Annotated in this window: 13 protein-coding genes and 2 pseudogenes; 12 read left to right on the plus strand and 3 right to left on the minus strand. The window is 39.2% G+C overall.

Annotation, left to right across the window (positions count from 1 at the left end; all coding sequences use genetic code 11):
* Positions 1–102 precede the first annotated feature (102 nt).
* The gene (locus Xsze_RS14835) at positions 103–1,254 is read right to left on the minus strand and encodes a type I restriction endonuclease (RefSeq protein ID WP_038234041.1); all 1,152 of its coding nucleotides are present in this window, start codon (positions 1,252–1,254) and stop codon (positions 103–105) included.
* A gap of 28 nt (positions 1,255–1,282) precedes the next feature.
* Positions 1,283–1,993, minus strand: a complete 711-nt coding sequence (locus tag Xsze_RS14840) for an XRE family transcriptional regulator (protein ID WP_038234039.1) — start codon at positions 1,991–1,993, stop codon at positions 1,283–1,285.
* Between the two features lie 704 nt (positions 1,994–2,697).
* Between Xsze_RS14840 and Xsze_RS14850 the strand changes: the two are divergent.
* The 11 genes and pseudogenes from Xsze_RS14850 to uhpC all read left to right on the plus strand — a co-directional run.
* Positions 2,698–2,880, plus strand: a pseudogene (locus Xsze_RS14850) (tail fiber assembly protein); the annotation flags it as partial.
* 1,076 nt (positions 2,881–3,956) lie between these two features.
* A complete protein-coding gene (locus Xsze_RS14855; protein WP_051462255.1) occupies positions 3,957–4,646 on the plus strand; it encodes a hypothetical protein in 690 nt (229 codons plus the stop codon).
* A 437-nt stretch (positions 4,647–5,083) separates the two neighbouring features.
* Positions 5,084–5,392, plus strand: a complete 309-nt coding sequence (locus Xsze_RS14860; protein WP_038234036.1) for a Thoeris anti-defense Tad2 family protein — start codon at positions 5,084–5,086, stop codon at positions 5,390–5,392.
* Positions 5,393–5,861: 469 nt separating this feature from the next.
* Positions 5,862–6,359 (plus strand): hypothetical protein, encoded by a 498-nt coding sequence (locus tag Xsze_RS14865; protein ID WP_038234034.1) that lies wholly within the window; start codon positions 5,862–5,864, stop codon positions 6,357–6,359.
* A gap of 390 nt (positions 6,360–6,749) precedes the next feature.
* The gene (gene uhpT, locus Xsze_RS14875; RefSeq protein ID WP_038234032.1) at positions 6,750–8,132 is read left to right on the plus strand and encodes a hexose-6-phosphate:phosphate antiporter; all 1,383 of its coding nucleotides are present in this window, start codon (positions 6,750–6,752) and stop codon (positions 8,130–8,132) included.
* Between the two features lie 131 nt (positions 8,133–8,263).
* Complete coding sequence (gene uhpA, locus Xsze_RS14880; RefSeq protein ID WP_038234031.1) at positions 8,264–8,872, plus strand: response regulator transcription factor UhpA; 609 nt, start codon at positions 8,264–8,266, stop codon at positions 8,870–8,872.
* A gap of 393 nt (positions 8,873–9,265) precedes the next feature.
* Entirely contained in the window at positions 9,266–9,496 is a 231-nt protein-coding gene (locus Xsze_RS14885; protein WP_038234029.1) for a hypothetical protein, read from the plus strand.
* A gap of 236 nt (positions 9,497–9,732) precedes the next feature.
* A complete protein-coding gene (locus tag Xsze_RS14890) occupies positions 9,733–10,023 on the plus strand; it encodes a hypothetical protein (RefSeq protein ID WP_156935843.1) in 291 nt (96 codons plus the stop codon).
* A gap of 7 nt (positions 10,024–10,030) precedes the next feature.
* Positions 10,031–10,183, plus strand: a pseudogene (locus tag Xsze_RS22820) (helix-turn-helix domain-containing protein); the annotation flags it as partial.
* 468 nt (positions 10,184–10,651) lie between these two features.
* Entirely contained in the window at positions 10,652–12,175 is a 1,524-nt protein-coding gene (gene uhpB, locus Xsze_RS14900) for a signal transduction histidine-protein kinase/phosphatase UhpB (protein WP_038234025.1), read from the plus strand.
* Between the two features lie 9 nt (positions 12,176–12,184).
* Positions 12,185–13,516: an MFS transporter gene (gene uhpC, locus Xsze_RS14905; protein WP_038234023.1), complete on the plus strand. Its 1,332-nt coding sequence runs from the start codon at positions 12,185–12,187 to the stop codon at positions 13,514–13,516.
* 61 nt (positions 13,517–13,577) lie between these two features.
* On the opposite strand, the gene Xsze_RS14910 is transcribed toward uhpC, so the two are convergent.
* Positions 13,578–14,132, minus strand: coding sequence for a GNAT family N-acetyltransferase (locus Xsze_RS14910; protein ID WP_038234021.1), 555 nt, complete (start codon positions 14,130–14,132; stop codon positions 13,578–13,580).
* A 156-nt stretch (positions 14,133–14,288) separates the two neighbouring features.
* Between Xsze_RS14910 and rlmA the strand changes: the two genes are divergently transcribed.
* On the plus strand, positions 14,289–15,110 hold the full coding sequence (gene rlmA / locus Xsze_RS14915) for a 23S rRNA (guanine(745)-N(1))-methyltransferase (protein ID WP_038234018.1): 822 nt from the start codon (positions 14,289–14,291) through the stop codon (positions 15,108–15,110).
* Positions 15,111–15,226 lie beyond the last annotated feature (116 nt).

Below are 15,226 nucleotides of genomic sequence, written 5' to 3' on the forward strand. Positions count from 1 at the left end.
ATTTTTTCCAATAGCGTGATTTGTGACTAGATAGGCATTTTAGATGAGAGGTAGTAAGAAGAGAAAAGGGGAAAAGCCACCACTAAGCGGTGGCTAATAAGGTTATTGTGCTTTTTTTCTAAAATTATCGTCATTTCTAACAAATTCAAATGCATCAAGAATAATACCTGTAATTCTTAATATATCTTCTGGGGCTTCGATAAAGATCCTTGAGTTATTAGCGGACAACCCTGCTCTATTAACTTCATTGCTTAAGATGTCAGTTAACTCAATAGGTATCTGAATATAGGGTTTATTTTTTTTGTCAAAATACCTTATTATCCATCTATTTGATTTTCCTTGGTAAAGGATACCAAAATAGGATTCTGTATCCTTGTATTGCAAATCAACAGAATCACCAACTATTGATTTTGCTTTTTCATATAGAGTTAGTTCGTTCTTAGTGGTAACGATATTGGGGTTGTCTGGATCTACTATCTCTTCGAATTCTTTCGGAGTATTTTTAGGTTCTATCTCATCGGGAGTGCCATCAATCGGTGCATGTTTATTCGAAAGACCAGAAACCACCATTGCGCTAACAGACTTCTCAACAGCCTGCTTTACTAATGGCGTGATTGATTCAATAAATCGCTGATTTAGTTGGCGTTCAACATTAGATCTGCTAGCTACATATCTTACAAACTCACTATCAACATCCCTCAAACTGGTACTGATAGTTTTGGTAAAAGCAGATAGATAAACGCTCTCTTCTGCTAGGGTTCTTAGTGCTTCTGGTTTGAATTTGTCGTGCCTAAATCGATAAAGCTGCCCTACATCTGCGTCACTAACTTCATCCATTTTGATGCGAAGGAATGGAGTGGGGTCCATGACGTTTTTTTGCTTCAGGTCGGTAAAAAAACGCCACTCGATTCCATTTGTAATTGCCGAAATAGTTACTTCTGGAGTGGAATTAAAATATCTAGATAATTGAGGACAATGGTTATCCAGTTTTTCGCTGTATCCTTTTGCCTCTATAAACATGACTGGAACACCTTGGCAAAACAAAGCATAATCAACACGCTCATTTGCTTTTACTCCGGGGAAATCTGCTCCGTACTCAGCTTTAACCTTTTGAGGGTCATATGGGCTAAACCCAAGAATATCTAAAAAAGGCAATATTAATGCCTGCTTAGTTGTTTCTTCGGTGGTGCAGTGTTGTCCGACATTATTAACGTGATCAACATGATGTTTTATTTTTATCTTAAAATTTTCCATTCCTTAACCTTAGTAATTTAAAATAACCTTAGTAATCTAAAACGGAATACCAGAACATTCTCCCGATAATGTTTACTTGATCCTCATCCGCAATCTCATCTTCGTATTCATTACGGTTGTAGCTTCTGATAAGTAATTTTCCTTTTGGGCGTCGATAAAGACATTTAAGACGCTTTAATCCTTCTTGTTCAATTGCATATACTTTTCCATCGATAATTTTTTTATTAGAAACGTCTATTGCTATCGCTGTACCACTTGGAATAATCGGCTCCATGCTATCGCCTTTTGCAGGAAAGCAGAGAATTGTAGAACCGTCAGTTGATGCACCGATCCTTCTTAAGGTTGCTTTAGAAAATCTCAATTTAAAGCCATTATAACCCACATTAATACATCTGCCATTACCACAGGTAAGTTCGATATCCTTCAGAAACGGGGCTTCCACTTCATCATTGTCTAATGGGGTTTTGCTGTCCCACGGAGAAATATTTGTCCATTCGTTCTTGGATGGAAGTTGTCCTGTATCTTTTTTAAGTGGCTTAATGGACTCGCCAAACAAAAGCCAATTCACATCAGCATCAAGTATAGAGGCTAATGCTGTTAGTCTTGTTTTTCTTGGTTCTGTGCTTGATTCCCATTGCTGTACAGACTGCGGAGTAACACCAAGCATATCAGCCAATTCAGCTTGAGTTAGCTTTTTTGCAAGCCTAGCTTGCTTGATTCGTTCGTGCATAGTTTTCATACCTCAAATATACAAGCAAGGCTTTTATTTTTATAGCAAGTAAAACTTTTCTTTTAAAGCATCTCTTGTATTTTGTTTATTGTTGTTGGTAAAAAAGGAAAATCTTATGAGCATACTGGATGTAACGATAGAAAAAAGCTGGAGGTGTACCAGAGTTAGCCAGAATGTTAAGTATTAAGGATCAAGCAATTCGCCAGTGGATAAAAAAAGGTATATCCCTCTTTCAAGGTATGCACAACTACTTGAAAAATTAGGAATCCCGCTGGATAATTTAATAAAAAGTAAAAACTCTTAATCACCTTGCTCTTTACAATGAATGCTCCGCCCGTGTGGAGAGTCCCTATCGTGGTAGGCTAAACCACAACCAACCCACTTAAAGTGGGTACCCTGTAGCAACTGACCCGATTTAATCGGTACAGTTCAAGTCCCTCGTATTCTGTGGGCATTATTTCCCCATTTTAACCCTCATCTATCTCAGGATAATTAACGTGAAATAGCGGCCAAATATGGCATCAGTGATACCGCTATAAGGAAAAGAGCTAATTCTCAGGGATGGCAAAGGGACCTGACGGATAAGGTAAAAAAGGCCACAAGAACGAAGTTAGTTCGCAGCGAGGTTCGCACGATTGGTTCGCAGTCAGAAGTGCGAACTAATGAAGACTCCGTTTACCTCAGCACAATGGCAGCAACAGGCCGGATATGAAAAGCAGCACCTAATGGGCGTTGCTAAAGAGCACATTGCTTCGCTGCAATATGCCGTTGACCTTAAAATGGCAACAGACGAAGAACAAGCCGCACTGGCAGAATGGAAAAAATATTGTGTGTTATTGAACCGAGTAGACTGTTCTGCTGCTCCTGATATTCAATGGCCGGAACTGCCGTCGTAAAAATAGGGCTTCGTGCCCTTTTTTTACGACGGCGAACCCTGTGATATTCCAAGGGTGTCGCCTAGATGTTCGTGTTCAGATGCTGGAGGATTCGGTGTGGAATATGAAGGGGTAGGAGATGATATGAAGAGACTTTCTATTTCTAATATAAAATAACCAACAAAAAATTCAATTTTCACCCATGAAGGCACTTCTTTCTGATGACGGTATTCTGATATTAAAATAATTTATTTTTATTTAATATCATTATGTTGAGTGCTGTTTTAACCATTGAGTGGAATGATCTAAAGCCTTCCCAAATCTTCATGATTTTATGGGCTTTTTATTCCCAAGTCTCACCAAGCTTCACCGTATCTGCATGACATTTTTGACGGTATCAGATCAATAAAGAGAGAGGTCGTTATACTGACAGATACCAGTCTTTGCCACTCTCTTGTCACCGAGATGCAACTTGAAATCCATTGAGTATAAATAGCTATCGCATATTTACTTCAAATGGAATAATCAAACTTACACCCTAAATCCAAGATTGCACTTCGGCGTGGCCTTTTTCGTATTTGCCACAGTCATATTCATTGCATCATGGATGCAACAATATACAACGTAACACAAATGTATAATGCTTTCTGGCCACGCTATTTTAAGTTAAAGGGTAATATAAAGTTTCAAGTTTGGATATTAACAACAGCATACTCAAATTGTAAAAGACATTATGAAATAGTTGTAATACGTGTCATACAGAGATAGCTATTTTTTTATAAAAAACAAAAGCGGTAATATTATCAACCAGAATAAATATCACCCTAAAATAATTCTATTTTTTGAATAAAAAGCATCTGTAAATAAAAGGAGAAGTGATCGTGTTGTCAACATTATTTTTACTGGTCGGATATATTGATATCCACCACTATGATTGGTTTTTATTTAACAGCATTACTCATCTTCAAAAATAGATAAATTTACCGTAACGTGAACGCCGGGTATTCAAGTGGTGATATTTCATATTCTTTATTCAGGTTATTTTTTCTTGAAGAAAATAATCGTTTTTATCATATATAAATGGTTAAAAGGTAATTATGATTAAGGCAGATAAGTATCAACCCGTTGGAGACAAAAACGTTGGTTATCCACAAATATGTATTCGAACCAATCGTACCGCTGAACGTACGAATATGAAACCAATCATAGAAAAAGCGATTGCTATAGGAGAACAATTTCCTGAAAGTGAAAAAGAGATAATCATTAGAGAAATGTTCAAAAAATTGGGAAGTGATTTTGGTGGTGGTAGTTTTGGTCACGCATGGATTATTTATTTCAATAGCCCGGAAGAGGGTGATAATACATCATATGCTTTTCATTCGGGGTATGGTCTTGTCAAAAACTCAGAACATAGCAATGATTCACCAAAGAGGAAATTTCACCTCCAGCGTTGTGTGAAAGTTGATGAAAAAACGGTAACTCCTGAATTAATAGAAAGGAAACTTATACCTCAATTAATTGACGAGAGTAATCGGTTGTCAAAATTGATGAAGCTTACCTCTGAAGATATGAAAAATGGTGTATATACTCCTATAACCAACTGCTCATGGTTTGCCGGAAAGCTATGGAATCAGATAATGAGTTTGACTTTCGAACAGTCGATTGAAAATGATATCAATATTGATGAGTGGGCAGATGAAATGAATCTTCCATTTTTAAAAGATATCAGAGGGATCGGAGACCCCGGAATGCTTGCTGAAAGTCTTGAAAAGGGATTGGAACTCTAACGGGGTTAATCAAAGATAGAGCATATAATGGAGAGATTGTTTAAAAAGATAAAGAGACTCTCATATTAAATAGAAATTGATACCGCCATTAAATTCGGCTTCAGCCATTATCAGACAGCTGGTACTATCAGTTATTATAGTGATGAGCATTGTCGGGCTACGGCGGTATTTTTTCCTCGAAAAATAATAACAGATTTGAATTCATTGATATTTTTCAAATCGTATTCTATTAACAGCAAGCTTTGAATTTACACTTCAATTGATATTCATGACTGAGAATCATTGGATTTTTGTAGCATATAGCCAGATATTAAATCGTATTCTACCATTGTAACTGCATTGAATTGAAACTTAAACTTCACTTAAGTAAAATTACTTGGCTGTTTATAAGTAAAATTAAATAACCTTAAACTATAATAAATATAAGTGAGGAATTTATGTCTGAAGTGAATAAGCCAGAAAATAAAAAAATGGGATATGAGTGCCAGATTAACCCCGATGATTATAAAATTAAGGCTAAGGTTGAATTAAGTAGTAGTATTACTGCCCCTATAAGTTCTTTTCCGTGGGCTATAATCCAATTGTATTTCGGGAATCAACTGTATCGAAAGGACTGGGATTCTCCTATGCAATATTTATACCTTAAACCTCAATCTTCGGTGGAGCAAACTTATATGCAGGTACACGATAAACATGGTCATTGGAAAGACTGGAAACCCGATCAAGAAGATATGGTGTCTTGCTAGTTATCGTGACCCGGAAGTTAAAAAATTAAGCCCCATTATGAAACAAGTTGGTAAAAAAACGTTTATTGTATTTGGTATTGATAGTAATTTACTTATTAAATTCAGGGTGATACGTCGGTATATCCTTTCAGATAGATTCACAAAAATGCAGAAAACCCTCGATGTTTATCAAGGGAGCTGCTCATAAAAGATAATTTGAAAGATTAAAGAGGAGATATCAGTATTTAATCATATTGGTTGATATATTCTCCTCAACGAATAATGGATTTATTTGATTCGTTTTGAATAATGTGATTTTTGTATGTGCTACTTTTCTACTTAAGTTGCAATCTGCTATTCTTGCCACTCAATTTATCTCGCCTGATTTATCTTTGGTGTCTTTGGTCCCGAACATTTTTTGTCCCCAACATTCCCTGTCGAAAGCTCGTCTATAATTTATTCATCTTCAATACTAAACAAGGAAATACTAATGACGATGTTGAAACAAAGGCAGCTTATGATCATTCGTGCAATGAACGATAAAAATCACCCGATGCAACCCATTAGTGAAGAAAAGTTTAAGTTCCTTGGGGATACTTTTGGGTGGGATCAATTGGCTGATGATATCAATTATTTAATAAAAATCGGGCTGGTTAATCATGATGCCATGTATTTTGATATTGAAGGAGGTTATGGCTTTGATCCTGATGCAATGTCGCTGACTGCCACAGGTATTGATTATGCCAATATAAATACAATCGATAATGAAACCGATTCCATAACCATTGAAATCCATAAAAATATACTCGGGCAGGTTGAAACGGTCATTAATGAAACAAATCTGTCAGATGCTGAAAAGAAAAACCTGCTGCGGTTGATAAAAGAGCATGGAATTGAATCTATTGTCGGCCAGTGTATTGATGCTGTATTCTCCAATGCTGGGTTAGCGACCCCCATTCTTTCTGAAGTCGCTAAAAAAGGATTGTAGCTATTGATACCGTGCTGCCCAACGCTATTCTGTGCTTAAAGGCACTTTTTGGGAGCAAATCTTAAGAACAAGCGATGCCGAGGTGAAAAATGATTTCGGTCTACGGTATTTTCTGTCTGCGGTATTCCATAGTGTGCCAGAGTGTCGCTTGCAGTTTCTATAACTTGGGTATTATTACAGAGTGTGATTCTTTTCACGCTTTACATTCGAATAGAACAAAACTAAGAAATATTCCTAGATTAACTAAGAACCAGACTCAAGCCAATCTCCTCTCAGTTTCTTACACTGCCTGGTAATAAAAATATTTATGAAAACGTTCATCACCTTGCAATTTGCCTTTGTTATTTTTACTAAAAGGCCGGTTTTCTCGTTATCATCTGGGGATTGTATATGCTCAAAATTTTGGAACAAGTTCGTAAACCGACACTGGATCTTCCAGTAGAAGTACGCCGCAAAATGTGGTTCAAGCCATTTATGCAGTCGTACTTGGTGGTTTTTATTGGCTATATGGCGATGTATTTGGTCCGTAAGAACCTCAACGTAGCGCAGAACGACATGATTTCGACTTATGGCTTGTCGATGACGCAGCTAGGGTTAATAGCAGCGGGATTTTCGATTACTTATGGTATCGGTAAAACCGTTGTTGCTTATTATGCCGATGGTAAAAATACTAAACAGTTCCTTCCATTTATGTTGGTCTTGTCTAGCATCGCCATGTTGGGCTTTAGTATGAGTATGGGGCATTCCAGTGTCAGTATTTTTCTGATGATTGCCTTTTATGCATTGAGTGGTTTTTTTCAAAGTGTTGGCGGTCCTGCCAGTTATTCAACCATCACAAAATGGACTCCCCGCAATAAACGCGGAACTTATCTTGGCCTGTGGAATTTATCCCATAATGTCGGTGGTGCAGCCGCAGGTGGCGTTGCGGTATTCGGTGCCCATTATTTCTTTAATGGTCATGTAATTGGGATGTTTATTTTCCCTTCTATTATTGCCTTGATTATTGGTTTTATTGGCTTGAGATACGGTAATGATTCACCGGAAAGCTACGGTTTGGGTAAAGTTGAAGAATTATTTAACGAGCCAGCCAGCACAGAGGATCTTGAAGCCGAAGAAAATCAAATGACCAAATGGGAAATCTTTGTTGAATATGTATTAAAAAACAAAGTCATTTGGTTACTCTGTTTCGCTAACATTTTTCTTTATATCGTCCGTATCGGCATTGACCAGTGGTCACCGATTTATGGGCATCAAGTATTAGGTCATTCAACTAATATGGCGACCCTTGGGTTTACTTTATTTGAAGTCGGGGCGTTAGTAGGAACATTGATGTGGGGCTATTTGTCAGATTTGGCGAATGGGCGCCGTGCCTTAGTTGCCTGTATTTCTCTGGGTCTGATTATTGTCAGCCTTGAATTTTATCAAAATGCTACCAATGAAGCCATGTATTTGGGGTCGTTGTTTGTACTTGGTTTCTTAGTATTTGGCCCACAACTGTTGATTGGTGTAGCGGCGGTTGGTTTCGTACCGAAAAAAGCAATCAGTGTTGCCGATGGTGTGAAAGGAACGTTTGCTTATTTAATTGGTGACAGTTTTGCCAAGATTGGTTTGGGTATGATTGCAGATGGTGTGCCTATTTTTGGGCTGACAGGTTGGAAAGGAACATTTGTTGCTCTCGATACTTCGGCATTTCTTTGTCTTACTTTGCTTGTCTTAGTTGCTATCGCAGAAGAAAGAAAAATCCGCCAAAATAAGAAAATGAATCGTATATAAAAACAATTAAATGCTGCTGTATTTTCTCGGCAGCATTTTGCCATGTTCTGTAACCTAACGTTTAATATTGATTGCTAAGTGATATCAATAGGGGTAGTTTAGCTTAACCCTCTGATTTGATAAAAATAGTGATGATTAAAGTAGCATTAGTTGATGATCATGTTGTCGTGCGTTCAGGATTTGCTCAATTATTGAACTTGGAGCCAGACATTGAAATTGTGGGGGAGTTCAGCTCTTGTGCAGAAGCAAGGCAAGGTTTACCTGGTTCAGGAGCGACCGTTTGTATCCTTGATATTTCGATGAAAGATGAAAGCGGGTTTTTGTTATTGCGGGATCTTCCTTCCGGCATCTCCTGCATTATGTTGAGCGTGCATGATTCTGCCACGATGGTGGAAAGTGCTTTGAAAGCAGGGGCACGCGGCTATCTCAGTAAACGTTGTAGTCCGGATGAATTGGTTCAGGCGGTACGTACAACAGCAAATAATGGGTGTTATCTTACGCCGGATATTGCACTCAATTTGACGTCATCAAAAGATAAAGCAACTCCGTTGGGTCTTCTGACCAAACGAGAACGGCAAGTCAGTGAAATGCTTGCTGGTGGTATGGATGTTAAGGCAGTTGCGGCTGAATTAGGATTGAGCCATAAAACAGTACATGTACATCGAGCTAATGCGATGAGTAAATTAGGGGTAACAAATAACGTGGGACTGGCAAATTATTTTGCATCTAGTGATATTTGATGTGTCAGTTATTTATATGAAAAATATGAATAAGTTCTAGGTTGAGATAGCTCACGTTGCCCATAAATTAAGTTCTCCAAATCTATATACCAAATCTAAGGCTGCGCCCCGGCGTGGCTTTTTTCGTATGATGGCAGTAGCCAGCTTTGAGGTTATAACCTTATGAGGGTAGGGAGCACTATTTTTGATAATGGATAACGATCCCCTGCTCAGCGGTATTTTGCCGGCAGCAAACTTCAAATATACACCTCACTGAATTGAGCATTATCTTTCAAATTATAAGCCTTGCTATAGTCGTAATCCGATTGAGATGAAATTTTGACCTAAGTAAGGTTTCTGGTGAGTTAACAGTAGGCTAAAATGACCTTTAACGAATAATAAAGTGAGGTGTTTATGTCTGACGTTAATATGCTGTATGGTAAATCAGAAATAAAAAATATGCTGACCATTGATATTACCTTGGGGATGGCTAGGTGGAGTCCAGATACTGATGATTGGTCTCATTGGTGGGAATACCAGGATAATACGTATAAAAATGGTAATAGTGGTGTGACATCTTATGGCTCCTTAGTTGCAATAGAAAATAATACGAGCATTGATGTTATAAAAACTGAAGAATTGTGATCACTAAAAGGGAAAGTGCTGTATATAAAAATGTCCGTTTTGCGCTGAAGCTGTAAGAAAGGAAGCTATCAAATGCAAACATTACGGCAGTAACTTACTCAATGCTAATACTATTTATGATAAATAATGATGGAATGAAAAAACTACTAATGGCATGTGCAGTGCTTATCTTAACGGGATGCGGTGAAAACTACAGTGAATATAACGGAATATACACCTGTAGAGTAGGCAGGCTAATGAATTATATAGCAGTAGACCGAGGGAGTGAATATTCTTTTCCGCTGGGGACAGTGAAAGCCAGAGTGACTTTTAACGATAGGGTTATGATCATTCATGGAATGAAGTCAGGTGATTATGTTGGACATGAAATGACTTTAACCTCACTGCCAGGAAAACTAATGTTTAAATATGATAATGATGAGCTTAGTGAAGGCTTTTCTCCTCATGATGGCATAGCAACAATTACGATTGATAACCCGCGTAACGACAGAATAATTCAGCAGCTCACTAACTGCAAAAAAGAGTGAAAACAGTTCTTCTGAAAGTCAGTCAGCATTAATCTCTGTGAGTGTTGGAACACTTCGTAACTGGGAGTAAGAGAGGCGAGAGCCAGCGGGGTCAGCAAAAGCCTTGTTAAGAGCAATAGAGAAAGAGCCTGTTCATGTTTTAAAAGAACTATCTATATAAATGAAATCTCATGAGATTACTAAAGCCCCATCACGGGGCTTTTTGCTGGGGTCTTTATAATTTATTTGTGGCAGATTTTTACTTCTAATATTGTAGAGAAATATGAGGTCACTATCAGATTTTGGCTGTCTGTGAACGATATCCCAGTCTTCTCCAAGCAAAGTGACGAGCAAAGGATTGCCTGCTTTTAAATATATTTACCACCTGATTTAACACCAACGGTACAGCGATAATGGGCAGTACCGTCTGAGTGTAGGCGCTTTTCTATGCTATAGTAGGCCATGTGCAATACTCTCCAGTTCAAATTCTTACGATTTAAAAGGGGGCTGCTTGGGGTGCTGACAATCCAAAAACAGCCTAAAATGTCCTTAATGCACGAAAATCAGCAAAACAAAAATCAAACCAATTCAGTGCAATAGTAAGGTGGGCTGGGGAGTTAGCGTGTTATCTGGGAATTTTTTTCTTTTTATGCGTCGATATCTAATTAATTCGTTTTCGGGCTGGTTGCTGTTTTCTTGTTGGTGGTTTTGCTTATGGGTTATTGCTTATTATTTTGTCAATGATTCAGAATTGGCTATTTTGTTTTTTCCGTTTGCCTTACGTCTTGGTATTGTTCTGCATACTCCGAAATGTTATTGGCTGACTGTTTATGTTGCTGAGTGGGGGCTGACTGTGGGGTTGGCTCTGCTGATGGGGCAACTACAGTGGTTGACAATACTTACTGCCAGTATCGCAAGTTTCCCTGTTGTCTGGTTTGCCAGTCGTTATTATTGTGGCAGTCAATGGCAGCGGTTTGCTGTCATCATCTGTGTGCTTTTACTGACTTCTGTCATTAATGTGTTAGTGGTAAGCAATCATCATTCGGCTCTGGCATTTATATTTTTGGTTAGTCTGACTGGTGGGGTTATGCTGGTTCCTTTGTGTTATTTAGTATGGCACTACCTGTTCCAACATACTTGGTTACCTCTGACGGCAAATTTAGTTTCACAACGAATTCAGTTCCGTTTGCGCCATATAATTTTGTATATCTTGTTGTTCGTGCTGAATATTTTCCTTCAGGTTGGTTTCACGAATGAATTGCGCTATTTTTCTCCGTTTTGCCTGGCCATTCCCATTATTTTGCTGGCTTTTCGTTATGGTTGGCAGGGGGCGGTACTTGGTACGTTGCTGAATAGTATTGCCTTGATTGCTGCACGCAGCGGTGTGTCGAATATGGAGATCACCGATCTCCTGTTGTCACTTTTAGTGCAAACGTTGATGGGGATTATGCTGGGGATGGCTGTTCAGCGTCAGCGTGACCTGAATGAACAGTTACAGCGTCAGTTACACCGTAACCACAATTTATCCCGTCAGCTGGTAAAAGCAGAAGAATCGGTCAGGCGGGAAATTGCACGTGAGTTGCATGATGAAATTGGCCAGAATATTACGGCTATTCGTACACAGGCCAGTATCATACAAAGAGTGGAAGCTGCTCCAGTGAGTTCTAACTGTGCTAAAACAATCGAACTGTTATCTCTTAATGTTTACGATACCACTAAAGGGTTACTGAGCCGGTTGCGCCCTAAAATTCTTGATGACCTTGGCCTCAAAGAAGCCATTGAGCAATTGTTGCATGATATGAAATTTGAATCCCACGGCATACTCATGGATGTTTATTGGGAAACGGATTCTGCTGTGATGATAGAGAAGTTAAGTGATACAACTAAAATTACACTGTACCGCCTCTGTCAGGAAGCCCTGAATAATGCCCTGAAATATTCTCAGGCGGATCGTATTGAGTTGCATTTTTCTGTCGGTGAAATGATCACTTTATTGATAAAAGACAATGGGATTGGTTGTAAGGTAGAAGATCATATGAAGGGATTCGGGTTACGTGGTATGCGGGAACGAGTACAGGCCCTTGGTGGAACGTTTTCAATTTATAGTGAAAAATGGCAGGATAAGCTGACCTGTTCGGGTACAAGTTTATCAATTATTTTGCCTAAACTTTAAGGCAGGGTCATGACATTTTTTTCCCGATCCAAGCCAGTGCATCAGACTCAATTGTCTGATGGTCAAATCAGTGAACAATACCATTATTGGCGTCTGCATATTATGCTGAGCCTTTATGTCGGATATGCCCTGTTTTACTTCACCCGTAAAAGTTTCAACTATGCAATGCCTGCGATGATCACTGAACTCGGCCTCGATAAAGCAGAAGTTGGCCTTATTGGGACTCTGTTCTACATTACCTATGGCTGTTCTAAATTTCTTTCAGGGATTATTTCAGATTGCTCTAATCCACGTTACTTCATGGGCGTCGGGCTGATTGCAACAGGGGTCATCAATATCTTTTTTGGTTTATCCAGCTCGATTGTGATGTTTACCTTTTTATGGATGTTAAATGCCTGGTTTCAGGGATGGGGTTCACCGTCATGCGCCAAGTTGCTGACTAGCTGGTATTCTCGTTCAGAGCGTGGTTTTTGGTGGTCGCTGTGGAATACTTCCCATCATGTGGGAAGTGCGCTGGTTGCGTTGAGTGTCAGTTTTTTGGTGCTTCATTATAGTTGGCAGACAGGGTTTGTTGTATCAGGTTCGTTAGGTGTTTTGGGTGGCATATTTTTATGTTGGAGGCTGCGTGATAAACCAACCTCAATGGGTTTACCAAGCATTGGTCAATTTCGGGATGACCATCTGGAAAAAATTCAAGAAAGCCAGGGACAGGGGTTAACAACCAGAGAAATATTGAAAACTTATGTTTTTCGTAACAAATATATTTGGTTACTTTCAGTAAGTTATGTTCTGGTTTATATCGTCAGAATGGTTATCAACGATTGGGGAAACCTTTATCTGACGGAATATCACCATTATGATTTAGTGAGTGCAAACGCAGTGTTGTCACTTTTTGAGGCCGGAGGATTTATGGGATCGCTGGTGGCTGGTTGGGGTTCAGACCGGTTATTTGGTGGTAACCGTGGGCCGATGAACCTGATATTCGCGATGGGAATTTTCTTATCTGTGGCGGCATTGTGGTTAATGCCTGTGACGGGTTTGATTTTCCAGTCAATTGGTTTTTTTACTATAGGTTTTTTCGTTTTTGGCCCTCAGTTGTTGATTGGCATGGCCGCGGCAGAATGTGCCCATAAAGATGCAGCAGGGGCTGCGACAGGGTTTGTCGGACTCTTCGCTTATACGGGCGCTGCTTTTGCGGGCTACCCTTTTGCCATCATTTTGAAACATTATCATTGGACAGGGTTGTTTATTACTATTTCTGTCTGCGCTGTCATGATAGGTTTATTATTGCTGCCATTCCTGCAGGCCCAGTTTCCTAAAGAGAGAATGCAGGATGGTTGAGTAGTTTGTTTATTTGTGCAGTTGCAAAAATAGTGGTTTGGTGTTGAGAAAGATGTTGTTTTTAAAGAGGATGATTTCGGTTAAGCCATTCTTCTCTGGTTATCTCCCATGTTTCATTGTCATATATTCCTGAAACATAGCGTTTTTTCTCAACTTTTATTATCCTGGCTCCTTGTTCTGATGAGATTTTCTTGGAGCTTTGGTTAATACTGGCTTTTTGCGTTCTGAGAACAGGTTGATCGAGTATGTGAAACCAATAATCAGTGACTTTTTCACAGGCTTCGCGCATTAAGCCCTGACCTTGATACTCAAATGATAACCAGAAACCTCGGTTGTTATTGGGATTATCATATAATCCAATGACACCGATGAGCTCATCAGGATTGTTTTTCATTCTGATAGACCAGATCCATGCTTTTCCTGATTGTATGGCGGGGTGAGCTATGTTGTTGACAAAATATTCTGCGGCATCATCAGGATAAGGCCAGGGAACGGCATTGCTATCCAGATACTTGACTATTTCCCAATGAGGAAATTTTTGCTGAATTTGGGGGGCATCGTCAGAAGCTATTTTTTTCAACAGAAGACGTTCAGTTTCTAAATTATCAAATGGCATTTTACCCTCGATTTGTTGTTTAATTATTTCCATTTGTAAAAATAAAGTTAATTAAGCGAGTGGTCAATGCAATTCAGGAAAATCACGGTGTAAGGTTCGGGCTTCAAAAACATGGTATAGTACGCCCCTGATTTTTTTCCTATCCACCGGTATGTTATGTCTTATCAATGTCCTTTATGTCATTCACCATTACTGTTTACTCACCATCAATGGCGCTGCGGAAACAATCATCAATTTGATTGTGCAAAAGAGGGGTATGTTAATTTATTGCCCGTTCAGCATAAACGCTCAAAAGAGCCGGGGGATAGTGCGGCGATGATGCAGGCAAGAAGAGCGTTTTTGCAATCAGGCCATTATCAGGTGTTACAACAAAAAGCGGTTGAATTGCTTAACCAATATTTACCTGAAAGTGCAGAAACCTTATTGGATATCGGTTGTGGTGAAGGTTACTATACAGCCGCGGTTCAGGAGCAGTTGGGGCTTCTCAGAAATTTATCGGTATATGGGTTGGATGTCGCAAAAGTGGCCATTCGTTACGGCGCCAAACGTTATTCTAATGTTAATTTCTGTGTGGCCTCCAGTCATCGGTTACCATTTGCTGATGGTTCTCTGGATGGCATTTTACGCATTTATGCCCCTTGCAAGGCGTCAGAGCTGGCACGGGTGGTGAAAGCTGATGGGGTTGTATTAACGGTAACTCCAGGTTCCCGCCATTTATATCAATTGAAAGAGCTCATTTATCAGGACGTCCATTTACATCCTGAAAATCAGGAAAGCTGGGAGGGATTTGAATTAATTTCAACGGAAACGTTAGCCTATGCAATGTCACTGGATGGCGAACAAGCCCATAATTTATTGCAGATGACGCCATTTGCTTGGCGGGCATCTGAAGAAGCAAGAACCCATTTGGCATCGCAGGAACAATTTAGCTGTGAAGCCGATTTCACGTTAAAAGTATATCGGCGTATTTCGCTATAATGATTTATAAACAGATGGCGGATTATGTGTCCTATGCCTTTGGGAAATGGTTTCCTTGATTGCTTTGCTGTATCTGGGAATGCATTGGAATGATTTATTGGAATAATTCAGCCATA

Source organism: Xenorhabdus szentirmaii DSM 16338 (assembly GCF_002632585.1).
In the GTDB taxonomy this organism is placed as follows: Bacteria; Pseudomonadota; Gammaproteobacteria; order Enterobacterales; family Enterobacteriaceae; genus Xenorhabdus; species Xenorhabdus szentirmaii.